General features: G+C 72.6%; 20 protein-coding genes and 2 pseudogenes. 8 read left to right on the top strand and 14 right to left on the bottom strand.

Features of this window, described 5'->3' with window-relative positions:
• Positions 1–2: 2 nt before the first annotated feature.
• Positions 3–470, bottom strand: coding sequence for a carboxymuconolactone decarboxylase family protein (locus ABTX60_RS04060; protein WP_352095509.1), 468 nt, complete (start codon positions 468–470; stop codon positions 3–5).
• Between the two features lie 48 nt (positions 471–518).
• Positions 519–1,907: a MocR-like pyridoxine biosynthesis transcription factor PdxR gene (pdxR, locus tag ABTX60_RS04055; protein ID WP_352095508.1), complete on the bottom strand. Its 1,389-nt coding sequence runs from the start codon at positions 1,905–1,907 to the stop codon at positions 519–521.
• A 47-nt stretch (positions 1,908–1,954) separates the two neighbouring features.
• Between pdxR and ABTX60_RS04050 the strand changes: the two genes are divergently transcribed.
• Complete coding sequence (locus ABTX60_RS04050; protein ID WP_352095507.1) at positions 1,955–2,473, top strand: carboxymuconolactone decarboxylase family protein; 519 nt, start codon at positions 1,955–1,957, stop codon at positions 2,471–2,473.
• Positions 2,470–3,210, top strand: a complete 741-nt coding sequence (locus ABTX60_RS04045; protein ID WP_352095506.1) for an isocitrate lyase/PEP mutase family protein — start codon at positions 2,470–2,472, stop codon at positions 3,208–3,210. The genes ABTX60_RS04050 and ABTX60_RS04045 overlap by 4 nt, the downstream gene beginning before the upstream one ends.
• Positions 3,211–3,216: 6 nt before the next feature.
• Here the strand turns inward: ABTX60_RS04045 and ABTX60_RS04040 are convergent, their stop codons facing one another.
• The 9 genes from ABTX60_RS04040 to ABTX60_RS04000 form a co-directional block, all read right to left on the bottom strand.
• Positions 3,217–4,173 carry an ABC transporter substrate-binding protein gene (locus ABTX60_RS04040; protein WP_352095505.1) on the bottom strand — a complete coding sequence of 319 codons (957 nt, stop codon included), beginning with the start codon at positions 4,171–4,173 and terminating at the stop codon, positions 3,217–3,219.
• 1 nt (position 4,174) lies between these two features.
• Complete coding sequence (locus tag ABTX60_RS04035; RefSeq protein WP_352095504.1) at positions 4,175–6,124, bottom strand: ABC transporter permease; 1,950 nt, start codon at positions 6,122–6,124, stop codon at positions 4,175–4,177.
• Positions 6,124–7,194: a quaternary amine ABC transporter ATP-binding protein gene (locus tag ABTX60_RS04030; protein WP_352095794.1), complete on the bottom strand. Its 1,071-nt coding sequence runs from the start codon at positions 7,192–7,194 to the stop codon at positions 6,124–6,126. Before ABTX60_RS04030 ends, ABTX60_RS04035 begins: the two co-directional genes overlap by 1 nt.
• A gap of 32 nt (positions 7,195–7,226) precedes the next feature.
• A complete protein-coding gene (locus ABTX60_RS04025; RefSeq protein ID WP_352095503.1) occupies positions 7,227–8,759 on the bottom strand; it encodes a GMC family oxidoreductase in 1,533 nt (510 codons plus the stop codon).
• Positions 8,760–8,874: 115 nt separating this feature from the next.
• Complete coding sequence (locus ABTX60_RS04020; protein WP_352095502.1) at positions 8,875–10,395, bottom strand: aldehyde dehydrogenase family protein; 1,521 nt, start codon at positions 10,393–10,395, stop codon at positions 8,875–8,877.
• Positions 10,396–10,676: 281 nt separating this feature from the next.
• Positions 10,677–11,666 carry a malate dehydrogenase gene (locus ABTX60_RS04015; RefSeq protein ID WP_352095501.1) on the bottom strand — a complete coding sequence of 330 codons (990 nt, stop codon included), beginning with the start codon at positions 11,664–11,666 and terminating at the stop codon, positions 10,677–10,679.
• A 359-nt stretch (positions 11,667–12,025) separates the two neighbouring features.
• A complete protein-coding gene (locus ABTX60_RS04010) occupies positions 12,026–13,345 on the bottom strand; it encodes a helix-turn-helix domain-containing protein (RefSeq protein WP_352095500.1) in 1,320 nt (439 codons plus the stop codon).
• 366 nt (positions 13,346–13,711) lie between these two features.
• Complete coding sequence (locus tag ABTX60_RS04005; RefSeq protein ID WP_502992277.1) at positions 13,712–14,401, bottom strand: DUF3017 domain-containing protein; 690 nt, start codon at positions 14,399–14,401, stop codon at positions 13,712–13,714.
• A 151-nt stretch (positions 14,402–14,552) separates the two neighbouring features.
• Positions 14,553–15,407: a bifunctional methylenetetrahydrofolate dehydrogenase/methenyltetrahydrofolate cyclohydrolase gene (locus tag ABTX60_RS04000; protein WP_104777804.1), complete on the bottom strand. Its 855-nt coding sequence runs from the start codon at positions 15,405–15,407 to the stop codon at positions 14,553–14,555.
• A 274-nt stretch (positions 15,408–15,681) separates the two neighbouring features.
• On the opposite strand from ABTX60_RS04000, the gene ABTX60_RS03995 reads away from it, so the two are divergent.
• The 4 genes and pseudogenes from ABTX60_RS03995 (at position 15,682) to ABTX60_RS03980 (ending at position 18,364) form a co-directional block, all read left to right on the top strand.
• Positions 15,682–16,260, top strand: coding sequence for a hypothetical protein (locus tag ABTX60_RS03995; protein WP_352095499.1), 579 nt, complete (start codon positions 15,682–15,684; stop codon positions 16,258–16,260).
• Between the two features lie 133 nt (positions 16,261–16,393).
• Positions 16,394–16,546, top strand: a pseudogene (locus tag ABTX60_RS03990) (FHA domain-containing protein); the annotation flags it as partial.
• 2 nt (positions 16,547–16,548) lie between these two features.
• Positions 16,549–18,128, top strand: a pseudogene (locus ABTX60_RS03985) (protein kinase domain-containing protein).
• Positions 18,125–18,364, top strand: a complete 240-nt coding sequence (locus tag ABTX60_RS03980; RefSeq protein ID WP_352095498.1) for a hypothetical protein — start codon at positions 18,125–18,127, stop codon at positions 18,362–18,364. Before ABTX60_RS03985 ends, ABTX60_RS03980 begins: the two are co-directional and overlap by 4 nt.
• A 69-nt stretch (positions 18,365–18,433) precedes the next feature.
• On the opposite strand, the gene purH is transcribed toward ABTX60_RS03980, so the two are convergent.
• Positions 18,434–19,996: a bifunctional phosphoribosylaminoimidazolecarboxamide formyltransferase/IMP cyclohydrolase gene (gene purH, locus ABTX60_RS03975; RefSeq protein ID WP_352095497.1), complete on the bottom strand. Its 1,563-nt coding sequence runs from the start codon at positions 19,994–19,996 to the stop codon at positions 18,434–18,436.
• A complete protein-coding gene (gene purN, locus ABTX60_RS03970) occupies positions 19,993–20,631 on the bottom strand; it encodes a phosphoribosylglycinamide formyltransferase (RefSeq protein WP_352095496.1) in 639 nt (212 codons plus the stop codon). The genes purH and purN overlap by 4 nt, the downstream gene beginning before the upstream one ends.
• Before the next feature lie 305 nt (positions 20,632–20,936).
• Between purN and ABTX60_RS03965 the strand changes: the two genes are divergently transcribed.
• Positions 20,937–21,725: a hypothetical protein gene (locus ABTX60_RS03965; RefSeq protein ID WP_352095495.1), complete on the top strand. Its 789-nt coding sequence runs from the start codon at positions 20,937–20,939 to the stop codon at positions 21,723–21,725.
• A gap of 3 nt (positions 21,726–21,728) precedes the next feature.
• Here the strand turns inward: ABTX60_RS03965 and ABTX60_RS03960 are convergent, their stop codons facing one another.
• On the bottom strand, positions 21,729–23,513 hold the full coding sequence (locus tag ABTX60_RS03960; protein WP_352095494.1) for a cell division protein PerM: 1,785 nt from the start codon (positions 23,511–23,513) through the stop codon (positions 21,729–21,731).
• A 96-nt stretch (positions 23,514–23,609) separates the two neighbouring features.
• On the opposite strand from ABTX60_RS03960, the gene ABTX60_RS03955 reads away from it, so the two are divergent.
• Positions 23,610–24,875 (top strand): helix-turn-helix domain-containing protein, encoded by a 1,266-nt coding sequence (locus tag ABTX60_RS03955; protein ID WP_352095493.1) that lies wholly within the window; start codon positions 23,610–23,612, stop codon positions 24,873–24,875.
• Positions 24,876–25,126: the final 251 nt, after the last annotated feature.

Raw genomic sequence — 25,126 nt, 5'->3', positions numbered from 1 at the left:
CTTCAGTTTTTCGGGGCCATTCGCGTCGTTATCGCGATGCGGTTGTAGGCGTTGATGACGGTGGCCGCCCAGATGAGGGCCGCGATCTGGTTCTCGTCGAACACCGCGGCCGCCTCGGCGTAGACCGCGTCCGGGACGCGGCCGTCGTGGACCAGCGTCACGGCCTCGGTCAACGCCAGGGCGGCCCGCTCGCGTTCGGTGAAGAAGGGCGTCTCCCGCCAGGCGTTCAGGGTGTGCAGGCGCCGCTCGGTCTCGCCCTGTGAGCGGGCGTCCCTGGTGTGCAGGTCGAGGCAGAACGCGCAGCCGTTGATCTGGGAGGCACGGATCCTGACCAGTTCCAGCAGTTCCGGTTCGAGCTTGGCGTCCTGGGCCGCGGAAACAGCGGCGGCATGCAGGGAGCCCATGGCCGCGGAGACGTCGGGGGTAATTGCCTTCAGGGCGACACGGGATATCGGAGAACATTCACTCATGGGGTGACCATATCCGCCTGCCGGAATTCCGGAGGGGAATTCGCGCGATTATCCGGGCAGTACCGCGCACAGCGCGTCGAGCGCCCCCGACCAGGCGTGGTCCGGCGGAGTGCCGTATCCGACGACCAGGGCCTCGACGGGCTCGGCCCGCGCGGCGGGGTGGGTGTAGCGGGCGAGTCCGTGCAGCGCGAGACCCCTCCAGTGCGCCGCCTGGACCACCGGCTGCTCGGTGCCCGGCGGCAGCCGCAGCAGGACGTGCAGACCGGCCGCGATGCCGCTGACGCGGGCTTGTGGGGCCCGGGCCGTGACGGCCGCGACCAGGGCGTCCCGGCGGCGCCGGTAGCGCAGGCGGGCCGAGCGGACGTGCCGGTCGTAGGCACCGGACGTGAGGAACTCGGCCAGGGTCAGCTGGTCCAGCACCCCGCACGTGTCGACGCCGCCCTTGGCCGCCGCGACCTCCTGCGCGAGGCCCGGCGGCAGCACCATCCAGGCCAGCCGCAGCCCGGGCGCGAGCGACTTGCTCGCCGTGCCCAGGTGGACCACCCGGTCGGGGTCCAGGCCCTGGAGCGCGCCGACGGGCTGCCGGTCGTAGCGGAACTCACCGTCGTAGTCGTCCTCCAGCACCAGCCCGCCGGTGCGCCGCGCCCAGTCCACGACGGCCGTACGGCGGTCGCGGTGCAGGGGCACGCCCATGGGGAACTGGTGGGCGGGCGTGAGGAGCACCGCGTCGGCTCCGGACAGCCCGGCCGGGTCCGTGCCGAGCCGGTCGAACGGCAGCGCGGCGGTGTCCAGGCCGGAGCCGGTCAGGATCCTGGCGTGCGCGTCGAGGCCGTACGACTCGACCGCGACGGTTCGTGCCCCGCGCGCCCGCAGGACCGTGCCGAGCAGCTTCAGACCGTGCGCGAACCCGGCGCACACCACGATCCGTTCGGGGTCGGCCCGCACGCCCCGGGCCCGGGAGAGGTACCCGGCGAGCGCGGCCCGCAGCTCGGGGCGGCCCCGCGGGTCGCCGTAGTCGAGGGCGTGGTGAGGGGCGGCGGTCAGGGCGCGGCGGGCCGCCTTGAGCCACTCCGCGCGCGGGAAGGACGTGAGATCCGGACTGCCGGGGCGCAGATCGTAGGCCGGGCGGGCCGGAGTACGGGGGTGGGGTGCGGTGCCGGTGGGCGGGACGACCCTCCGCTCGGCGACGCGGGTGCCCGAGCCCTGCCGGGCGGTGAGCCAGCCCTCGGCGGCCAGGTCGGCGTAGGCGTCGGCGACGGTGTTGCGGGCGATCCCCAGGTCGGCCGCGAGTGCGCGGGAGGACGGCAGCCGGGTGCCGGGGGCCAGCCGCCCGGAGCGCACGGCCTCGCGCAGGGCGTCGGTCAGCCCCCGGCGCAGGCCCGGCCCGGTCGGCTCCACATGCAGGTCGAGCCCCAGAGTGGCCCATGATTCCGCCATGGAAATGGACCATACCCCTGGGCTGCTTCCTTTCTAGGGTCGAGGGCATGACGACGCACACCGACGAAACGACGGCCCCGGAAAGCATCGAGTACGCCCCCGAACGGCCCGCCCGGCTGGAGTGGGCCGCGCACGTGCCCGAGGTCTACAAGGCGATGGTCCGGCTCGACGTGGCCGCCCGGCGGGGTCTGGACCCCAAGCTGCTGGAGCTGGTGAAGATCCGCGCCTCGCAGATCAACGGCTGCGCGTTCTGCCTCGACATGCACAGCAAGGACGCCCTCGCCGCCGGGGAGAGCGTCGAGCGGATCATCCAGCTCGGGGCGTGGGAGGAGTCGCGGCACTTCTACACCGCGAAGGAGCTCGCGGCACTGGAGCTGACGGAGGCGGTGACGGTCCTGACGCACGGGTTCGTGCCGGACGAGGTCTACGACAACGCCGCGAAGCACTTCGAGGACGCCGAGCTGGCACAGGTCATCGCCGTGATCACGGTGATCAACGCCTGGAACCGGTTCGGGGTGACCTGCCGTATGGTGCCGGGTCACTACGAGCCGGGGCAGCACAAGTGACGGCCGGGAGGGCACGTACGGCGGGCCGGGCCGGGGTGTTCCGCGCCCTGCACCACCACCGGGCGCCCGGCGATCCGCTCGTGCTGCCCGGGCCGTGGGACGCGGCCAGTGCGCGGGTGTTCGCCGAGGCCGGGTTCCCCGCGCTCGCCACGCCCAGTGCGGGGGTCGCCGCCTCCCTCGGGTACGAGGACGGTCAGGTCCCGGCCGACGAGATGTTCGCGGCGGTGGCCCGGATCGTCCGGGCCGTCGACGTGCCGGTGTCGGCGGACGTGGAGGGCGGTTACGGGCTCGCCCCGAAGGACCTCGTGGAGCGGCTGCTGGAGGTGGGGGTGGTCGGGTGCAACCTGGAGGACTCCGCGGACGGGGTGCTCCAGGACCCACGGGCGCACGCCGGCTGGCTGGCCGAGGTGCGGGAGGCGGCCGGTGACCGGCTGTTCGTCAACGCCCGCATCGACACCTTCGCCTGCGGGGTGGACGATCCCGGTGCGGCGATCGAGCGGGCGGCGCTGTACGTCGCCGCGGGCGCCGACTGCGTGTACCCGATCGGGGTCCCGCCGGACGTCCTGCCGCTGCTGCGGGCCGGGATCCAGGGGCCGGTCAACGTGGGGGCCCTGACGGACGAGGGCCCCTCGCCCGCCGAACTCGGCGAACGAGGGGCCACCCGGATCACCTTCGGTCCCGGGCTCCAGCGGCGGGCCACCCGCGCACTGCGGGAGATCGCCGCTCAGTTGACCTAGCGGACGTCAGGACAGCCACTTCTTCCACGTGGACTTGTGGCTGTCCACCCACTTCTTCGCCGCGTCCTCCGGCGTCATCTTCTTGTCGGCGATCATCAGGGAGACCTCGTTCTGGTCCTCGGTCGTCCACTTGAACTTCTTCAGGAAGGCCGCCGCCTTGCCGCCCTTCTCGGCGAAGTCCGCGTTCAGGTACTTCTGCAGCGGGGTGTGCGGATAGGCGCAGGCGACCTTCTCCGGGTCGGCGTCGCAGCCCTCCTTGTACGGCGGCAGCTTCACCTCGGTCATGGGGACCTTCTTGAAGAGCCACTGCGGGGAGTACCAGTAGGTGAGGAAGGGCTTCTTCTCCTTGGCGAACTGCTTCATCTGCGTGATCTGCGCCGCCTCGGAGCCGGCGAACACCACCTGGTAGTCCAGCTTCAGGTTCTTCACCAGCGCCTTGTCGTTGGTGACGTAGGACGGCGAACCGTCCATCAGCTGGCCCTTGTCGCCGCTCTCCGGGGTGCGGAAGAGGTCGGCGTACTTGTTGAGGTTCTTCCAGTTCGTGATGTCCGGGTGCTTCTTGGCGAGGTACGTCGGGACGAACCAGCCGATGTGGCCGGTGACGCCGAGTTCGCCGCCGGGCGCGATCGTCTTCTTGTCCTTGACGTACCGCTGTTCCTGCTCGGGGTGGCCCCAGTCCTCCAGGAGCGCGTCGACGCGGCCCTGGCTGAGGGCGTCCCAGGCGGGCACCTCGTCGACCTGGACGGTGTCGACGCGGTAGCCCAGCTCGTGCTCCAGGAGGTACTGCGCGACGGCCACGTTGGACTGGGCGCCCACCCAGGACTGCACGGACAGGGTCACGGTCTTGGCGCCCTGCGCGTTGGCGAAGGGCGAGGCCTGCTTGGTCATGTCGGCCGCGCCGCAGCCGGTGAGCAGTGCCAGGGAGCTCGCCGCGGCGATCACGGCAGTCTTGCGGACTCGCATGTCACGCTCCCTTCTTCGCACGGCGTTCGGTGGGCTGCGTCACCCGGTCGAGCATCAGGCCGAGGCAGACGATCGCGCCGCCGGCCACCAGACCGGTCGCCAGGTCGCCCTGGGCGAGGCCGAAGACGACGTCGTAACCGAGGGCGCCACCGCCGACCAGGCCGCCGATGACGACGACGGCGAGGACCAGGACGAGGCCCTGGTTGACGGCGAGCAGAAGCGCCGGGCGGGCCAGCGGGAGCTGGACCTGCCGCAGCTGCTGCCAGCTGGTCGCGCCCAGCGAGCTGGACGACTCCAGCGCGGCCGGGTCGACCTGGCGCAGGCCCTGGGTGGTGATCCGGACGACGGCCGGCAGGGCGTAGACGATCGCCGCGGCGACGGCCGGGGCGCGGCCGACGCCGAACAGGGCGACGACCGGGATCAGGTACACGAACTGCGGCATCGTCTGGAACACGTCGAGGACCGGGCGCAGTGCCCGCTCCAGGCGGTCGCTGCGGGCCGCGGCGATACCGACGGCGAAGCCGACGACCAGGGTGACGGCGACGGCCGCCAGGACCTGGGAGAGGGTGTCCAGGGAGGGCTTCCAGACGCCGAGGACGCCGATCGCGGCCATGGCGAGGACGGCGGTGAGCGCGGTGCGCCAGGTGCCGATGACCCAGGCCAGGGCGGCGACGATCAGCAGGACGCCCCACCAGGGCAGCGCCTGCAGGCCGTCGCGCATGGGGTCGAGGACCCAGGTGGTGAAGTGGCCCGCCCAGTCGGCGGTGCCACCGACGACGGGGACGCCCGAGTACAGGTGCGCGGTCATCCAGTCGACGGCGCGGTTGACGGGCTCGGCGATGCCGACGACCCAGGAGTCGGGCCAGTCCAGGCGGCCCGCGAGCCGCCCGGCGACCGCCACGACGACGACGCCGGCGAGGGCGTAGAGCCAGCCGCGGCCGCTGTGGGGCTCGGGTTCGGCGCCGAGCTTCTCCCCCGCCGCGCCGGTGACGCGGTCCAGGACGACGGCGAGCAGCACGATCGGGATGCCGGCGGCGAGCGCGGCGCCGACGTCGACCGAGGCCAGGGCCTGGTAGACGCGGTCACCGAGACCGCCCGCGCCGATGACGGCCGCGATGACGGCCATGGACAGCGCCATCATGATCGTCTGGTTGACGCCGAGGAGGAGTTCCTTGCGGGCCAGCGGGAGCCGGGCGGTCAGCAGGCGCTGGCGTGCCGTGGAGCCGAGCGACTCGACGGCCTCCAGCACGCCCTTGTCGGCGCCGCGCAGACCGAGCGAGGTCAGGCGGGCCATGGGCGGGGCGGCGTAGATGACGGTGGCCAGGACGGCCGCCGGGACGCCGATGCCGAAGATCAGCACGACCGGCAGCAGATAGGCGAAGGCGGGCAGCACCTGCATGGTGTCCAGGACCGGGCGCAGGACGCGGTCCATCCGGTCGGACAGTCCGGCGGCGAGCCCGAGCAGTACACCGACGGCGACCGAGGCGAGGACCGCGACGACCATCAGGGCGAGGGTCTGCATGGTCGGCACCCACATGCCGAGCAGGCCGCAGGCGAGGAACGCGGCGGCCGTGCCGAGCGCCAGCTTCACGCCCGCCACGCGCCAGGCGACCAGCGCGCCGATGGCCGTGACGCCGGCCCAGCCGACGGCCAGGAGGGTGAGGTAGACGGCCCGTACGGCGATGACGACGACGTTGCTGACGTGGCCGAAGAAGTACAGGAACAGCGGGTGGCTGTCGCGGTTGTCGATGATCCAGTCGCTGGCCTTGGCGAGCGGCTCGGAGAAGTCGACGGTCAGCGCGCTGGGCCAGGTACCGCTCGCCCAGCGGGCGTTGGCCAGCGGCACCAGGATCGCGGCGGCGAGGGCGAGCAGGAGCAGCTTGTGGACGGCCCGGTGCTTGAGGAAGGCGGGCAGGCCGACGCGCGGCGGGGACGCGGTGATGGTCGCCATCACACCGCCTCCTTGGGCTGCCGCGTCCCGGGCGGAGCGGGCTGCTCCGTCCCCGCGACGACGCCGAGGAGCGTGTCGGAGTCGACCACGCCCACGCAGCGGCCCTGGTCCACGACCCGGGCCGGTGCGCCGGCGCGGGCGACCGCCTCGATCGCCTCGGACACCGTCGCGTCGGGGCGCACGGCCGGTCCGCTGCCGTCCTGGTCCGCCGAGGGGCGGCGCATGGCGGTGCGGACGGTGAGGACCTGCTCGCGCGGGACGTCCCGGACGAACTCGCGGACGTAGTCGTCGGCGGGCGCGCCCACGATCTCCTCGGGCGTGCCGAGCTGCACGACCTTGCCGTCGCGCATCAGGGCGATGCGGTCACCCAGCTTCAGGGCCTCCTGGAGGTCGTGCGTGATGAAGACCATCGTGCGGCCCTCCTCGCGGTGCAGCCGGACGACCTCCTCCTGCATGTCCCGCCGGATCAGCGGGTCGAGCGCGCTGAACGGCTCGTCGAAGAGCAGGACCTCGGGGTCGGCGGCGAGCGCGCGGGCCAGGCCGACGCGCTGCTGCTGGCCGCCGGAGAGCTGGCCGGGGCGGCGCTCTTCCATGCCTTCCAGACCGACCTTGGCGACGACCTCGGCGGCCCGCTCGCGCCGCTCGGCCTTGCCCATGCCCTGGATCTCCAGGCCGTAGGCGACGTTGTCGAGGACCGAGCGGTGCGGCAGCAGGCCGAAGTGCTGGAAGACCATCGCGGCGCGGTGGCGGCGCAGTTCGCGCAGCCGGGAGCGGTCCATGGCGCGGACGTCCTCGCCGTCGATGGCGATGGTGCCGGCCGTGGGCTCGATCAGCCGGGTCAGACAGCGCACCAGCGTGGACTTGCCGGAGCCGGACAGGCCCATGACGACGAAGACCTCGCCCTTGCGCACGTCGAAGCTGACGTCCCGGACGGCGGCGGTGCAGCCGGTGCGCGAGCGCAGCTCGGCGGGGTCGAGCGCGGTGAGCTCGGGGTCGCCGGGAACGCGGTCGGCCTTGGGGCCGAACACCTTCCACAGGCCCTCCACCGAGAAGACGGGGGCGGTGTCCATGGTCTGCTCCGTGGGGGGTTCGAGGGTCGCGGTCACTTGGAACCACCACCGATCAGCTCGGCGGCCTTCTCACCGACCATGAGGACTCCGATCATCGGGTTGACGGTGGTCATCGTGGGGAACACGGAGGCGTCCGCGATGCGGATGCCCTCCAGGCCGCGGATGCGCAGCTCCGGGTCGACGACGGCCGACCGGTCGTCGACGGCGCCCATCTTGCAGGTGCCGGCGGGGTGGTAGACGGTGTGCGCGACCTTGCGGGCGTACTCGCTGAGCTCCTCGTCACCGGTGACGTCCGGACCGGGGGCGACCTCGCGCTTGAGCCAGCCGGCCAGGGGCTCGGTCTTGGCGATCTCGCGGGCGATCTTGATGCCGTCGACGAGGGTCCTGCCGTCGTAGTCGTCCTCGTCGGTGAAGTAGCGGAAGTCCAGCGCGGGCTTGACCTCGGGGTCGGCGCTGGTCAGGTAGAGCCGGCCGCGGCTCTTCGGCTTGGGGATGTTCGGGGTCATGGAGACGCCGAACTCCGGCCGCTGGTAGCCCAGTCGCTCCGGGTTGTCCGTGAAGGGGATCTGGTAGAAGTGGAACATCAGGTCGGGGTGCGCCAGTTCGGGGTCGCGCCGCACGAACAGGCCCGCGTCGGAGTCCATCGCGGAGTTCTCCGGGAGGGGGCCGTTGGTCTCCCAGACGATGACGGACTCGGGGTGGTCGAGCAGGTTCTCTCCGACGCCCGGCAGGTCGAGCGTGACGGGGATGCCGAGCTTCTCCAGGTCGGCCTTGGGGCCGATGCCGGAGTGCATCAGCAGCCGGGGCGAGTCGACGGCACCGGCGCACAGCAGCACCTCGCCCCGCGCCTTGACGAGGATCTCCTCGCCGTCCTTGGTGCGCACGTGCACGCCCTGGGCACGGTCGCCGTCGAGCTCCAGCTTGTACGCCCAGGTCTCCAGCAGGATCGTCAGGTTGGGCCGTTCGTCCATCACCGGGTGCAGGTAGGCCACCGACGCCGAGGACCGCTTGTTGTTCTCGGGGTGGTAGGCGAGGTCGAAGAAGCCGACGCCCTCGGTGAACGGCTTCTTGTTGAAGCCCTCCACGCGCGGTACGCCCAGGGCCTCCTGGGCCGCGTCGACGAAGTCACGGGCGATGGCGTTCCGGTCCTTCTCGTCGACCGGGACGATGTTGTTGAGCAGCCGGGCGAAGTACGCCTCCATCTGCACCGCGCCCCAGCCCTTGGCGCCGGCGGCCTCCCACTCGTCCCAGTCGGCGGGCAGCGGCTTGAAGGCGATCAGGGTGTTGTGCGAGGAGCAGCCGCCCAGGACGCGGGCCCGGCTGTGCCGGATATGCGAGTTTCCGCGTGGCTGTTCGGTGGTCGGGTAGTCGTAGTCGAGTTCGCCGCCGAGCAGGCCCATCCAGCGGCGCAGGGTCAGCACGTCATCGCGTCCGACGTCACTCGGGCCGCCCTCGATGACGGCGACGGTGACGTCCGGGTTCTCGGTCAGGCGGGAGGCGATCACGGAACCTGCGGTTCCGCCGCCTATCACGACATAGTCGTACTCATGACTGGTGTGGGACATGGCGTACTTGCTCCAGTGGGGATGAAGTGAACGGGCTCGGGGGACGGAGACGTTCAGCCCGGGGTGTGGGGGTCAGCCCGGGATGAGGGGTCGGCGGCCCGGCGGGGGACGGGGGTCAGCCCGCGAACCAGCGCACCGGCTTGGGAGCGAGGTTCTGGTAGACGTGCTTGGTCTCTCGGTACTCGGCGAGTCCGGCGGGGCCCAGCTCGCGGCCCACTCCGCTCTTGCCGAAGCCACCCCACTCCGCCTGCGGCAGGTAGGGGTGGAAGTCGTTGATCCAGATGGTGCCGTGGCGCAGTCGGCCGGCCACGCGGCGGGCGCGGCCCGCGTCGGCCGTCCAGACGCCGCCGGCGAGTCCGTACTCGGTGTCGTTGGCGAGGGCGACGGCCTCGTCCTCGGTGCGGAAGGTCTCGACGGTGAGGACCGGTCCGAAGACCTCCTCCCGCACGACGCGCATCTCGCGGTGGCAGTGGTCGAGGACGGTCGGCTCGTAGAAGTAGCCGTTGTCGGGGCGCTGCGGGGACGGTTCGGGGCGCTTGCCGCCGGAGCGCAGCACCGCGCCCTCCTTGAGGGCGGACTCGACGTACGTCTCGACCTTGGCGCGCTGCTGCTCGGAGACGAGCGGGCCGCACTCGACGCCGTCCTCGGTGCCGCGGCCGAGGCGGATCTTCTCGGCGCGCCGGGCCAGTTCGGTGACGAAGCGGTCCCGGACGGACTCCTCGATGATGAGGCGGGCACCGGCCGAGCAGACCTGACCGCTGTGGATGAAGGCGGCGTTGAGGGCCTGATCGACGGCGGTGTCGAAGCCCTCCTCGGTGGCGCAGGCGTCGGCGAAGACGACGTTGGGGTTCTTGCCGCCGAGTTCGAGGGCGACCTTCTTGACGCTCGGGGCCGCGGCCTGGGCGACCTTGGTGCCGCTGACCAGGCCGCCGGTGAAGGAGACCAGGTCGACGTCGGGATGCTCGGACAGGCGCGCGCCCACCGAGTGGCCGGGGCCGGTGACGATGTTCGCGACGCCCTCGGGGAGCCCGGCCTCGACGAGCAGCTCGATGAGCGCGATCGTCGTCATCGGCGTGATCTCGCTCGGCTTGATGACGAAGGTGTTGCCGGCGGCGAGGGCGGGGGCGACCTTCCAGCTGGCCTGCAGCAGCGGGTAGTTCCAGGGCGTGATCATCGCGCAGACGCCGATCGGCTCGTGCACGACGACGCTGTGGATGTCGGTCGAGCCGGCGTCCACGACCCGGCCGGGGGCCTCACCGGCGACCAGGTCGGCGAAGTAGCGGAAGGCGTCGGCGACACAGTCGATGTCGACGCGGCCCTCCTCGACGGTCTTGCCCGCGTCCTGGGCCTCCAGCCGGCCGAGCTTCTCGCGGTCCCGCACGAGCAGGTCGGCGACGCGCCTCAGCAACGCGGCCCGCTCGGTGACGGGCGTGTGCGGCCACGGCCCCTCGTCGAAGGCGCGCCGGGCGGCGGCGATCGCCAGATCGGTGTCCTTCTCGTCGCCCTCCGCGACCACGGCGAAGGGCAGGGCGTCCGCGGGGTCGAGGATCTCGCGGGTGGCCCCGGAGGTGGCCGCCCGCCACTCTCCTCCCGCATGGATGGTTTCACGCGCCTGGAGTTCGGTACTTTCCGCCATGATCGCTCTTCGCCTTCCGTTCCTGATCAGCGCCCCTGTGTCACATTCGTGTCACTAAGAGACCGAGTTCGCCTGCCCTACTCCCACCGATGCATGCGCACCGGTGGCTGAAAGTGCGCTGTGTCACGGGAGATGCGGGCAAATGACCGCAAACCGTCCACGAATCAGGTACGTCGGCGTCACGCCGTGCGAGGTCGGAAGCCGTCCGGAGGGGGAAAGCCCGCAGGCCCCGCACCGGAGAGCCGGTGCGGGGCCTGCGCGGAAACGCGGAGAGGCTCCGGTCAGATGAGGCCGAGGCCGCGGACCGCCTCGCGCTCCTCCTCGAGCTCCTTGACGGAGGCGTCGATCCGGGCGCGGGAGAACTCGTTGATGTCCAGGCCCTGGACGATCTCGTACTTGCCATCCTTGGTGGTGACGGGGAAGGAGGAGATCAGGCCCTCCGGGACGCCGTAGGAGCCGTCCGACGGGATGCCCATGGAGGTCCAGTCGCCCTCGGCGGTGCCGTTGACCCAGGTGTGGACGTGGTCGATGGCGGCGTTGGCGGCCGACGCGGCGGAGGAGGCGCCACGGGCCTCGATGATCGCCGCACCGCGCTTGGCGACGGTCGGGATGAAGTCCTCGGACAGCCACTTCTCGTCGTTCACGACCTCCGCGGCGTTCTTGCCGGCGACCGTGGCGTGGAAGATGTCGGGGTACTGGGTGGCGGAGTGGTTGCCCCAGATGGTCAGGCGCTTGATGTCGGCGACCGTGGAGCCCGTCTTCTTCGCGAGCTGGGTCAGCGCGCGGTTGTGGTCCAGGCGGGTCATCGCGGTGAACCGCTCGGCCGGTACGTCCGGCGCGGCGGCCTGGGCGATGAGGGCGTTGGTGTTGGCCGGGTTGCCGACGACCAGGATCTTGACGTCGTCCGCGGCGTGGTCGTTGATGGCCTTGCCCTGCGGCTTGAAGATGCCGCCGTTGGCCTCCAGCAGGTCGCCGCGCTCCATGCCCTTGGTGCGGGGGCGGGCGCCGACGAGCAGACCGACGTTGGCGCCGTCGAAGGCGACGTTCGGGTCGTCGGTGATGTCGATGCCCTGCAGGAGCGGGAACGCGCAGTCGTCCAGCTCCATGGCCGTGCCCTCGGCCGCCTTCAGGGCCGGCGTGATCTCCAGCAGGCGCAGCTTCACCGGCACGTCCGCGCCGAGCAGCTGACCGGAGGCGATGCGGAAGAGCAGGGCGTAACCGATCTGGCCGGCCGCGCCGGTGACGGTGACGTTCACGGGAGTGCGGGTCATGGCGTTCTCCGTATGACAGCTGGCGGTGGGGCGGGGTCCCTGCCCCGGACGTTTGATCGATCTCTTGGCGTCAAGAGATCCATCCAGCGGTCAGGCTATCGCGCATCCGGGATCCCGGACGTCCGGGTCGGTGTGGCCCAGCCCACAGCACCGTCCCGGCCCGAACGCACGTGCCCGCCCTCACGCAAGAGGCGGCCGCCCGTCCGGGAGAGGAGGACGAAGGCGGCCGCCTGGGGGATACCGACCATGCCGGACTCCCGTGGGGGTACGGTTCACGTGCCCCGGATCCCGGCGGGCATTCCACCTTTCCGGAATTCCTCCGCCCGGCCCGGGTCGGCGGGTGCGGCCCGTTCGCCCCCTCAGTCGGTGCAGCCCTGCTGCCCGGCCGTGAGCGTCGCGCAGGCCTTGGCGTCGGCGGCGTTCTTCACGGGCACCATCGGGGTGTAGGCGATGCTGTCCCCGGCCGCGGTGATGCTGCCGGTCTGCTTCGCCTTGCCCGAGCTGATCCGGACCTCGTCGCCCTGGGCGGCCTGCGTGATACGCCCCCATGCCGCCTTGCAGGTCTTGCTGTAGCGGACCTCGACCGTGGTCGTGCCGACGGTCGCCGTCTGCGCGGTGGTCACCAGCTCACCGCTGCACCCCATGGCCTCCGCGTCCTTGCCGGTGCAGTCGGCGCCGCTGCACTTCACGCCGGGCGGCAGCTTCGGGTCGCTGCTGACGGTCGGCGACGGCGACGGGGCTCCGCCCTTGGCGTCGTCGTCCCCACCGCCGCCGGTGAGGTAGAACGCCCCGGCGATCACCACGAGCACGCCCACGACACCGGCGACGAAGGTCACCATCCGCTTCTTGCCCGCGGCGGCGGAGGCGGGGCTGCGAGTCCCCCCTGCGCCACCGGCCGCGCCCGCCCGGGACGGGACGGCGTCCTGCGGTTCGCCGTACGCGCCCGCCCCGGCACCGGAGGTCCGGTCGGGGCCGCCGGGCGACCCGGCGGAGGTTTCGGGACCCGAGCCGGGCCGGGATCCCCTGCCCGCGCCGGAACCGGCGGAACGCCCGCTCGTCGGCGACGGGCCCTGGTACCCGGCCAGCCCCCACGAGTTGACCTCGGGCTCGGCGGTCCGGCCGCTCTCACGCAGATCCGAGCCGGTGGAGTCCTGGACCTCCGGAGCCGTCGGCTGGGACGGCACGGTCGGGGCCACACCGGCCGGACCCGCGATGCCGGGTGTGACGGTGGTGCCGCCGCTCCTGCGGGCGGGCTTGCCGCTGCCCGCGGAGGCCGCTCTGCCGTCACCCGCCGAGGCCGCCTTGCCACCGGCCGAGGGGTCGCTGAAGTCCTGCCCGCCGAACTCCCCGAGCGCCGCGCGCGCCTGGGAGATCCGGATGGCCTCCATCGTCATGTCGTGCCGCATCTCCGAGCGGCTCCAGGCACGCTCGGCGAGCTCCCACATCGTGGTCAGGTGCACCGGGTTGGTGCCGGTGACCTCGGCCAGGGCCACGATCGCGCCCTTCGGGGCGAGCAGCCGGCCGTTCAGGTAACGCTCCCACGACGTCTTGCTGTAGCCCGTGCGGTCCGCGACCGACGCGATGCTCAGTCCACCGCGGTCCACGAGCCTGCGCAGCTGGCTGGTGAACTCCCTGATCTGTGGATCGAGCTCATCCGGCAAGGCCTTCCAACGAGGCATTGCTCCCCCTCTTCCCCCCGAAACGTGCTGATATTTCTCGCGCTGTTCGCCCCGCGCGTGGTGGCCCCGGCCGATTCCCCGTTCTGGATACCCACAGGGATGCGCCCAGTCAGGATCTCAGTTCCCTGACGGGGGGCGCACAGGAGCGTGGCGACCGCGCGCGATACACCCTGGACCGTCCCGATTGTCCCTGCCAACCCCGTCGTCGCACCACTTTGTGTGGTATCGGAAGCGATACGTACCGGAACTGTCACTTCCGTGCCACAGCGCACTGACAGCCGTTGAACAGGCCGTTCGCGGTGCAGGAGGGTGGGGCGTGGCGGCGGTCCGTCCTTCCTCGGGGGAGAGGACGGGCCGCCGTCCTCGTCATTCGTTGGTGACCGTGAAGTGCAGGGTGTCCTTGAGGAACGGGATCTGCAGCCACGGCTTCGGCTGAGCCATCAGCGCCAGCATGACGATCACCAGGCCCAGCAGGCCGTAGGTGACGATGTCCGTGAAGCGGGAGCGGACGGCGAGCATGCCGACGTCCGGCAGCAGCCAGCGCATCACGCCGCCGCCCAGCAGGGCGACGCCGATCAGCAGCGTTCCGAGCCGGAACTGGCCGAACGCGGTCACCAGGAGCCCGACCCCGGCCAGCCCCAGCACGGCGAGCACGGGCCACTGCCGCGCCGGTGCGGGGGCGTCCCCGGGCGCGGCCCGGCCGCCGCCCTCGGGCCGCGCGGTGTCCCTCGTGAACAGCGGGAAGCGCCGGGTGACCCGCCGCGGCCGCCCGTCGGCGTCGGGCGCGCTGACGGGGTCCCGGACGGTGAGCTCCTCCGGGGCGTCGGGCCCGCTCGCGGCGTCGTGCGTGTCCGGGGCCGTGCGCCCGCTCGGGGTGTCGTGCCGGTCCGGGGGCGTGTGCCCGCTCGTGGCCGCTTGTCGGCTCGTCGGCTCGTGCCCGGTCGAGGTCTCACGTCCGCCCGACACCTTGTGCGCGCTGGGGGCCGTGTGCTCGCCCGGGGCCTCGGGTCCGCTCGTCGGCTCGTGCCCGGTCGAGGTCTCACGTCCGCCCGACACCTTGTGCGCGCTGGGGGCCGTGTGCTCGCCCGGGGCCTCGGATCCGCTCGTCGGCTCGTGCCCGCCCGGGGCCTCGGGTCCGCTCGTCGGCTCGTGCCCGCCCGGGGCCTTGTGCCCGCTCGGGGCCTTGTGCCCGCTCGGGGCCTGGTGCTCAGCCGGCACTGCGCTCCGCCGCCTCGACCACGTTGACGAGCAGCTGGGCACGGGTCATCGGGCCGACTCCGCCGGGGTTCGGGGAGATCCAGCCGGCGACCTCGGCCACGTCGGGGTGGACGTCGCCCACGATCTTGCCCTCGGCGCTGCGGGAGACGCCGACGTCCAGGACGGCCGCACCGGGCTTCACGTCCTCGGCACGGATCAGATGGGCGGAGCCGGCCGCGGCCACGATGATGTCCGCGCGCTTGAGGTGCGCCGACAGGTCACGGGTGCCGGTGTGGCACTGCGTCACGGTGGCGTTCTCGCTGCGGCGGGTGAGCAGCAGCGGCATCGGCCGGCCGATGGTCACCCCGCGTCCGACGACCACGACCTCGGCGCCCTTGATCTCCACGCCGTAGCGGCGCAGCAGCGTCAGCACGCCGTTCGGGGTGCAGGGCAGCGGGGCGGGCTCGTTGAGGACGAGGCGCCCCAGGTTCATCGGGTGCAGTCCGTCCGCGTCCTTGTCCGGGTCCATCAGTTCGAGGATGCGGTTCTCGTCGATGCCCTTGGGCAGCGGCAGTTGCACGATGTACCCGGTGCAGGCCGGGTCCTCGTTCAGCTCGCGGACGGCCGCCTCGATCTCCTCCTGGGTCGCCGTGGCGGGCAGTTCGCGCTGGATGGAGGCGATGCCCACCTGCGCACAGTCGCGGTGCTTGCCTGCGACGTACTTCTGGCTGCCGGGGTCGTCCCCGACCAGGATCGTGCCGAGGCCGGGCGTTACGCCCTTCTCCTTCAGCGCCGCCACGCGGGCGGTCAGATCGGACTTGATCGCGGCTGCGGTGGCCTTGCCATCGAGAATCTGGGCGGTCATGGCCCCATCCTCGCGGATGACCCCGCCACGGTTCCAATCCGCCCGCAATCCGGGCACCGCGGGGCCCCTCGTGCCGTATCCGCCCATGATCAGGGATGTTGCACTTGCACAACACATCGGGAATGCGGCTGGACAAGCCGGTCAGTGGTGAAGAACGATGAGCCGACAAGTGCCGCGGGCAGCTCAACGGGGGGACGGTCGCAATACTGAAGGTTTTCCTCCGTGCGGATGTCACGCGTCGTCCCCGCACTCGGACCAACGGAGGAAGTCCCCCATGAGCTACGGCGACCCGAACAACCCCTACGGCGCTCCCCAGGGGCAGCAGCCGCAGCAGCCGGGCTACGGTTACCCGCAGGACCAGGGGCAGGCTCCCGGGTACGGCTACCCGCAGGCCCCTCCTGTGTCCCCCTACGGCGGCCCCGCGGCGCCGACCACGATGCCCGGCTCGGTGGGCGCGGCCCGCGTGATGATGTGGGTCATCGTCGGTCTTCAGGTCGTCGGCATCGCCGTCTTCGCCTTCGCCGCCGCGGCCCTGAACGCCGCGAAGGACGAGGAGTCCCTCAAGGACGACACCGCCTTCCAGGACCTGGTCGGCAACTCGACCGGCGTGATCTGGGGCTACGTGGTCTTCGGCCTGGCCTGGCTGGTGTTCGCGGCCGTCCTGGCGACGAAGTTCAAGAACGGCGGCAACGGCGCCCGGGTCACCATCCTGGTCTTCGCCATCATCACGGCGGTCCTCGGCATCTACCCCTTCATCCTCGTCGGCCTGGTGCACACCGTTCTGGCCGTCCTGGTCGCGGTGTTCGTCGGCAACGCCAACGGCAAGGCCTGGTTCAACCGTCCCCGCTACTGAGCGGGCCCGGTCGACAGGACCGGTTCACGCCAAACACTTCCAAGGGCCGTGTCTCACCCGTACGAGGGGGGCACGGCCCTGGTGCGTCGCCCTAGTCTGACGGTGGTAGCTGTTCAGGCACGGGGAGAGCACCTTGTACAGCATCATCGTGGTACCTCCGCCGACCACGGAGGACGAGCGAAACCGCACCCCCCTTCACATCGCGCCCGGTGGACGACTCGCCCGCGGCGGCTCCGCGCACGACTCCGCCGGGTTCCTCGGCCGTCCCGGCCGAGCCGGGGCGATCCGGTGACCGAGGCCTACGCCGTCCCCGTGCCGAAGGGTTACCGGGTCGGCGTCTGGGAGGTGCGCGAGCCCATCGCGACGGGCGCCTTCGGCAGTGTGTACGCGGCCCGGCGCGTCGGTGACGGCGACGGCACCGGCAGCGGCACGCAACTGCCGCCCACTGCCGCGCTGAAGTTCCTGCCCACCGGGACGGCGACGCCCCGCCGGCTGTCCCACCTGCGCGAGCTGATCGAGCGGGAGGTCGAGCTGTACCGGCGGCTGCGGCATCCGCGGCTGGTGCGGATGTACCAGACCCTCACAGTCGACGATCCGGCCCGCCCCGGCCTGGACGGCGCCACCGTCCTCGTCCTGGAGAAGGCCGAGGGTTCCCTGTCGGCCCTGCTCGCCGCCACGCCCCGGCCCGCCGCCGGCCCCGCGCTGCTCGCGCAGATCGCCGAGGGCCTCGCCCAGTTGCACGACGCCGGCTGGGTGCACGGCGACCTGAAACCGGCCAACGTACTGCTGATGGCGGACGGTTCGGTCCGCCTCGCCGACTTCAACATGGCCGCCGAACTGGAGGGCACCCACGCCTACACGCCGGCCTTCTCCACTCCCGACTACACGCCGCCGGAACTCCTGTGGACCGAGATCGGCGAACGGGGCCGGCGCATCCGCCCGTCCGCCGACATCTGGGCTTTCGGTGTCCTCGCCCACCTCGTGCTCACCGGCTCCTTCCCGCTCCCCGGGGCCACCCCGGCCGCCCGTCGCGACGCGGCCGCGGCGTACGCCCGCGGTACCGACGAACTGCGGCTGTCACCGGAACTGCCCGACGGCTGGCGGGAGATCGTGCGTGCCTGTCTGACCCGGACGCACCAGCAGCGCATCGGCGGCGCGGCGCTGCTGTGCCGGGTGGCGCCGGCCGCCGGCCCGGGCGGTCGTGCCTTCCGCCTGCCCCGTCTGGGCCCCGCCCGCCGCCTGCGCCGCAGGTCCGTCGCGGCCGTCCTGGCCGGGGCGGCGACGGCCTGGCCGCCCTCGCCTACGGCATCGGCGTCCGGGCCGACGCCGGGAGCAGCGGTGGCAGCGGCTCCGGCGCGACCGCGAACGTCTCGGCAGCCGCGTACGGTGCCTCCGAACTCCGCACCGACAAGGGCGTTCCGCCCGCCTACCGGCTGCTGATCGTCGAGACGGCGCACGACTGCGACCAGAAGGAGGTCACGCCGGTCCTGATCGCCGCCATGCTGAAGGTGGAGAGCGACTTCGACCCGGACCTCTCCGACCCCGACAACAACGAGTACGGCATCGCCCGCTGGACGCCGCGCGTCCTGCGCTGGTGGATGAACGAGGACGGCACCCCGGGCGAGACGGTCCCGCAACCGCCCTTCCCGCCCGCCGAGTCCATCCCGGCGATGGGCCGCTACCTGTGCTGGATCGCCCCGCGCCTGCACGAGGGCCTGCCCGGGGACCGGCGGGTCCTGACCGCCGCCGCGTACCGCACGTCGTACCGGACGGTGAACGCGACGGGCGGCGTACCCCCGGAGGCACGCGCCTACGCCGACCGCGTCGCCCACTTCCTGAAGGAGTACGCACCCGAGGGCGGGAAGTGACCCCACCGACGGTGTCGTCGACGTGCCGTCACAGAGACCCGGAGACCGGGAACCGGCTCGCCCGGGCCGAGGAAGACCGCGTCGCCGCCGCCCCCGTCCTGGCCGATCCGACCATCGGCGCGGCACTCCACGCGGCAGCCGAGGACGTCATCGACGGCACTCCGGAGGAGCTGCGGGCACTTCCTGGAAGCCGGGCGGTACGAGGCCGACGGCTGACGCGAGGCACCGGCGGCTGACGCGGGATGGACGGCTGATAGTGCGGAGCGGGGCGGCGAGGTCGCCGGCCCGCTCCGTCACCACCGGTCTCAGTGGAAGAAGTGCCGCGTGCCGGTGAAGTACATCGTGACGCCGGCCTTCTGCGCGGCCTCGACGACCAGCTCGTCGCGGACGGAGCCGCCGGGCTGCACCACGGCCTTCACTCCGGCCCCGGTGAGGATCTCCAAGCCGTCCGGGAAGGGGAAGAACGCGTCGGACGCGGCGTACGCGCCCGCGGCACGCTCGGCACCGGCCCGCTCCACGGCCAGCTTCGCGGAGTCCACCCGGTTGACCTGCCCCATGCCGACGCCCACCGAGGCACCGTCCTTGGCGAGCAGGATCGCGTTGGACTTCACCGCGCGGCAGGCCTTCCAGGCGAACGCCAGCTCGGCCAGCTCGTCGGCGCTCAGCGCCTCGCCGGTCGCCAGCGTCCAGTTGGCCGGGTCGTCGCCGTCGGCCTGGAGGCGGTCGGTGACCTGGAGCAGCGCGCCACCGTCGATCGGCTTGACCTCGACCGGGGCGGAGGGGCCGTCGGCGCAGCGCAGCACGCGGATGTTCTTCTTCTTGGTGAGGGCCTCCAGGGCCCCCTCCTCGTAGCCGGGCGCGACGATGACCTCGGTGAAGATCTCCGCGACCTGCTCCGCCATCTCCTTGCTGACCGGGCGGTTGACCGCGATCACGCCGCCGAACGCCGACAGCGGGTCGCACGCGTGCGCCTTGCGGTGTGCCTCGGCGACGTCCGCGCCGACGGCGATGCCGCAGGGGTTGGCGTGCTTGATGATCGCGACGGCCGGCTCGGTGTGGTCGTACGCGGCACGGCGGGCGGCGTCCGTGTCCGTGTAGTTGTTGTACGACATCTCCTTGCCGTGCAGTTGCTCGGCCTGGGCGAGGCCGCCCGTCCCGGAGACGTAGAGGGCCGCGGGCTGGTGCGGGTTCTCGCCGTAGCGCAGGGTGTGCTCGCGCTCCCAGGTGGCGCCGAGGAAGTCGGGGAACTGCGACTCGTCGACCGGCGCGTAGGAGGAGGCGAACCAAGAGGCGACGGCGACGTCGTAGGCGGCCGTGTGCTGGAAGGCCTCGGCGGCGAGCCGCTTGCGGGTGGTGAGGTCGAAGCCCCCGCCCTGGACGGCCTTGAGCACATCGGCGTAGCGGGCCGGGCTGGTGACGACCGCGACCGAGGGGTGGTTCTTGGCGGCGGCCCGGACCATCGAGGGGCCGCCGATGTCGATCTGCTCGACGCACTCGTCGGGCGAGGCGCCCGAGGCGACCGTCTCGCGGAACGGGTAGAGGTTGACGACGACCAGGTCGAACGGCTCGACGCCCAGCTCGGCGAGCTGCTCGCGGTGACTGTCCAGGCGCAGATCGGCGAGGATGCCCGCGTGCACGCGCGGGTGCAGCGTCTTCACGCGGCCGTCCAGGCACTCGGGGAAGCCGGTGAGCTCCTCGACCTTGGTGACGGGGACGCCGGCAGCGGCGATCTTCGCGGCGGTGGAGCCGGTGGAGACGAGCTCGACCCCGGCCTCGTGGAGCCCACGCGCGAGGTCCTCGAGCCCGGTCTTGTCGTAGACGCTGACGAGCGCCCGGCGAAGGGGCCGCTTGTTGCTCTCGGCGGTCACTGGATAACTACCTTTCGTCCCTCAATGCGATAGCCGTTGCGGGCGAGGCGCCCCACGACCTCGACGAGCAGCCTTCGCTCGACTTCCTTGATGCGCTCGTGCAGAGCGCCTTCGTCGTCCTCGTCCCGGATCTCCACCACGCCCTGCGCGATGATCGGCCCGGTGTCGACGCCGTCGTCGACGAAGTGGACGGTGCAGCCGGTGACCTTGGCGCCGTACGCGAGCGCGTCCCGCACGCCGTGGGCTCCCGGGAAACTGGGCAGCAGGGCGGGGTGGGTGTTGACGAACCGCCCCCCGAACCGCGCGAGGAACTCCTTGCCGACGATCTTCATGAACCCGGCGGAGACGACGAGGTCGGGCTCGTGCACGGCGACGGCCTCGGCGAGGGCGGCGTCCCACTCCTCGCGGCTGCCGTGGTCCTTGACCTTGCACACGAAGGTGGGCAGCCCCACGCGCTCGGCACGCGCCAGCCCCTCGATGCCCTCGCGGTCCGCGCCTACGGCCACGACCTCTGCCCCGTAGGCCTGCGCGCCGGCGGCGGCGATCTCGTCGAGCAGCGCCTGCAGGTTGGTGCCGGATCCGGAGACCAGCACGACGAGGCGCTTGGCGCGCGGGGCCACGGGCTTGGCGGCCACGGTGGGGGCCTTTCTCGGGGGAGCGTCTGTCCAGGGTGGACGGCACGCAGCGCTTTGTGCATTCATACGAATGCTTTGTGTCCCCGGATACGGGGAAGCCTACGAACCGGCCGACCGTCAGCAACGATACCGGCACACCGGACGGCCCCCACGGGACGGGGGCCGGGCCGGAAGGTAGCGTCTGGACGGAGCCGGTTCGGGAACGACGTCCGGACGTGGTGCGTTCAGGAGGTGACGGACCGGGGTCCGACGCCGTTCCGTTCTGTCTACTCATTCCTCCTCACCAACGGGAAGACGCTCACTTGATGCCGGACCGCAGCCTGCGACTCCTCACGTTCCCCCAGCTGCCGCCGCAGGGAGGGGAGCGCGGCGCCGTGCTGCTGCGGGAGCGCCCCAGCTCACCGCCCGACGCACCTTCGGACGGCCACGGCGAGGACCGTAAGGGCCGCGGATCTCAGGAGGACAACCCCTTCGCCCCGCCGCCCGAGGGCACGCCGGACCGGCCCTGGCAGCCGCGACGCCCGTCGGGAGAGGACTCCTCGAACGGCGAGGACGGCGGCCGTTCGGCATGGGGCAGCCAGTGGAGCGACCAGCAGCCCGGCCGCTCCCCCGGCGGTTTCGGTGAGCGGCCCCGCGGCGGGCCCGAGGGCCAGGGCGGCGGCCCCCAGAGTGGCGGCCCGAACATGCGCTGGGACCCGGCGGATCCCGCTCAGCGCCGGGCGCGCTATGCCCTGCTGTCGGGCATGTGGGCCTTCTTCTTCGCCCTCTTCAGCTGGCCGTACGTGGCGCTGCTGCTCGGCGCGCTCGCCCTCTACTGGGCCATCAGCTCCCTGCGCGCGGCGCCCCGCAAGGCCGACCCGGACTCCCCCGCCCCCGAGCAGCAGGGCGGCGGCCGCCCCCAGACGACGGCTGCGGTGAGCGGCCTGGTCACGGCGTCCCTGGCGATCGCCCTGGTCGCCGCGTCCTTCACGGCGCAGCTGGTCTACCGCGACTACTACACGTGCACCAACGACGCCCTCACGAACGAGGCGAAGCAGTCCTGCTCCAAGCTTCTGCCGGAGGAGCTCCGCGGGGTGCTGGGGACGAACGACTGACGCTCAGGGACTTTCCGGCGGGGAGGGCCGGTCGGGCTGGTCCGGCGCTTCGTACGGGGCAAGGGTTTCGTACGGGGCAGGGGTTTCGTACGAGGCGGGGGTTTCATACGAGGCCGGAACTTGGTACCGGCCTCGGCCCGGGTCGGACGGCAGGAAGTCGTAGGGCTCGAGGTCCCCGTCGCGGTCCTGCAGGGCGTCGAACTCGTAGGACGTGTACGGCGTGTAGGGAGCGTAGAGCGCGTCCGGGGCGGGGCCGCCTCCGCCACCACCCGACGCATCGCCTCCCCGAGCACCCTCGGCGGCTTCCGTGCCCCCGGCCACCCCTGCGATCCCCGCTACTCCGGCGCGTGTGAACGGGCCGCGGCCGTCGGCCTTCCGGGTCCGTCCTCCGGTCACCTTCTTCCGCTGTTCGCCGATCTTCGACTCCTCCGACCCGGGTGTCCGGCCCCACCAGGCCCGGGCTCCCACCGCCGTGGGGATCGCCAGCAGGCTCAGCCAGGCCAGCGTCGCGGCGGCGACCTGCCACCACACCGGGCCGAAGCGGGACAGCACGTCGGAACCGAGCGGGCCGCCCGACAGCGCCGCCAGTCCCGCGAGCACGGCCGCGCACAGGACCGACGCCAGTGCGGCGGCACGGGCGGTGCGGCCGGCCGGCCATGGCGCGGCCCGCGTACCACCCGGCCGCGTCCCGCCGCGCTCCCCGGATGCCGCCGCCTTCGCCACCGTCCAGCCCACGACCACCCCTGCGACCAACGGCACCGCCCCGGCCGCCCAGTGCACCCAAGTCCCCTCCCCGGCCTCCGGCACCGCCGCCAGCAGCGGAAAGGGCGGCAGGAGCGGGGCCGGTGCCGAGGACAGCGGACCGACCGCATGGCCCGCGCCGAGGGCGAAGCCGGGGCCGAGGGCGTAGGCGGCACCCCACACCGCCGCGTTCGGGACGAGGGCCACGCACAGCAGCAGTACGGCGAACCGCCCCGACCACCCCTCGGTCAGCCGGAGCAAACCCGCCTGGGTCGTCGCGCCGTGCGCCACGAGCGAGACCACCACCAGCAGCGCGCCGCCCCCGAGGAGCGCCGCCACCCCGGCCGCCGCAGCCCTGGCGGCGATGCCCGGACGCCTGTCCGGACCGAGCACCAGCGGGCGCAGTCCCGACGGCAGCACGCCCAGCAGCCGCCGCAGCGGCCGGCCGGGACGGTCGTACGCCGACCACACGCCCGCCCCCGCCGCCACGACGGCGACCAGCGGAACGCACACCCCCGTCCACACCCACGATGGCCGCAGTACACCGCCCGCGGCATAGAGGGCGGCGGGCGCGGCGACGGCGAGGTAACCGAGGACCACGCCCGCCCACGCGGTGCGGGCGGAGACCGGGGGCGGGCTCGCGTCCCCCTCGGCGTCCTGCTCGAGGTCGTCGTCCTCGCCCCCGCCGTCCGTGGCGTCCCGCGCCGCCCGGTGCAGCAGCCACACCGGCAGGGCGAGCAGCAGCAGGGGCGACAGGCCGAGGGGGGCGGGGGCACCGGAGAGCGTGTCGGTGCGGACCAACTCGGCACCGTGCGCCAGCAGCCACAGCGCCGCCGCCACATGCATGGCGCCACCGGGTCCGCTGTCCGGGTACGGCGAGCTGATCCACAGCAGCGTCACGAGCACGGCGAACGACGCGAGCCCGAGGACCGCTGCGAGCGCGCCCCCCATGAAGCCGTCGGCCAGTCCGGGGGAACGGTCGCGCATCCGGGTGAGCAGGGGTGACGGCGAACCTCGGCGAGCGGTCATCTCGATCACGACCGCCATGCTCCCAACGACACGCGCTTTACTGTCGTAACAGGCGAACTCTCGCTGTGTCGCTAAAAATACGCTCATGTACTTTTCTGGACGGAGGCGAGCCCTGTGACGCAGAGCCCTGCCCTCCCGCTCCCCCCACCCAAGGAACGCCGACGCCTGCGCGAGGCCGCCTCGCTGACGCGGGCTCAGCTGGCCTCCCGGGTGGGCGTGACCAGCGAGACGGTGCGCGGGTGGGAGACCGGCCGCTCCACGCCACGCGGCCGCAACGGGGAGAAGTACGCGAAGCTGCTCCACTCACTGGGCGACGAGGCGGAGGTGACGCCTCCGCAGGAGGGAGCCGCCGAACCCGACGACCCGGAACCGTCACCCGGGGCCGCGTCCGCACGACGGTCCGCACGAGCCCGGCGCAAGGCCGCAGCCACGGGCCGGAAACGGCCCGCCGCGAAGGACCGGGGCCGAGGTCCCGTCACCGTCCCCGACCGGAGCCGCACCCCCGTCCCGCACGGACACCGCGTCATCCTTGCCGAGCGCCCGCGTACGACACCGCCGCGCCGGCCGGACGACGCCATCACCGCGCTGACACCCGATCAGGCCTTCGACGCGCTGTACACCTTCTGCGCCCCCGCACTCGTCCGGCAGACCTATCTGCTGACCGGCCGTCGCGAACTGGCCCGGGACTCGGTGGAGCGGGCTTTCCGGATCGCCTGGCAGCGCTGGCCCGAGGTGGCCCGCGACCGCGATCCGGCGGGCTGGGTGCGCGCGATGGCGTACGAGAGCGCGCTCTCCCCGTGGAACCGGCTCCGGCCGCGCCACCGGCTCCCCGAACCGCCGCCGCCGGACGCGCTCGACCGGGCGCTGATCGACGCCCTGCTGAAGCTCCCGCCGTCCTACCGCCGCACCCTGGTGCTCTACGACGGGGTCGGACTCGGCCTGCCGGAGACGGCGGCTGAGACGGAGGCCAGCACCCGGGCGGCCGTGAACCGGCTGGTGCACGCACGCGAGGCGCTGGCCGAGCGGCTGCCGGAGCTCGCGGACCCGGAGACCCTGCACTGGCGGCTGGTCGAACTGGCCTCCACCGAGGGACTGCGGGCCGCCAAACCGCCGGTCGTGCGCAGAAGCGGGGAGCGCCGGGCCCGCTTCTGGACCCGGGCCGCGATCGCGTTCACGGTCGCCCTGATCGGCACCACGGCCCTCACCGTCCGCACGGCCCCCACTCACTACGAGCCGCCGGTACCGCCGGGAGAGACGGTCCAGGGCGTACCACCGCCCGTCGCGCCCGGACCGCTGTCCGAGAAGGAGCGGAAACTGCGCGCCAAGCTGCGCGCGGAGCAGCAGGGAGGACCGGAGCGGCTGCTTCCGCTGCCGCGGTGAGCCGGTGAGGCGGTGACGCGGTGACGCGGTGACGCGGGACGTGGTGGGCGGGGAAACGAGGACCGGGGCGCGGATACGGCGACGGAGGCACGGAAACGCCGGTGGGGCCACGGAGAACGGCGGTGGAGGCACAAAAAACGGCGGTGGGGGGGGGGCCCCCCCGGGGGGGGGGGCCCCCCCCCCCCCCCGGGGCGGGGCAGCCCCCCCGGGGGCGCGGCGAGCGCGCGAAGGGCGCCGCCCGCGAGGCCGCG

Source organism: Streptomyces sp. NPDC126510 (genome assembly GCF_040302345.1).
Taxonomy (GTDB): domain Bacteria; phylum Actinomycetota; class Actinomycetes; order Streptomycetales; family Streptomycetaceae; genus Streptomyces.
Note: the sequence above shows the minus strand (reverse complement) of the source record. Positions and strands in the feature narration are given on the sequence as shown.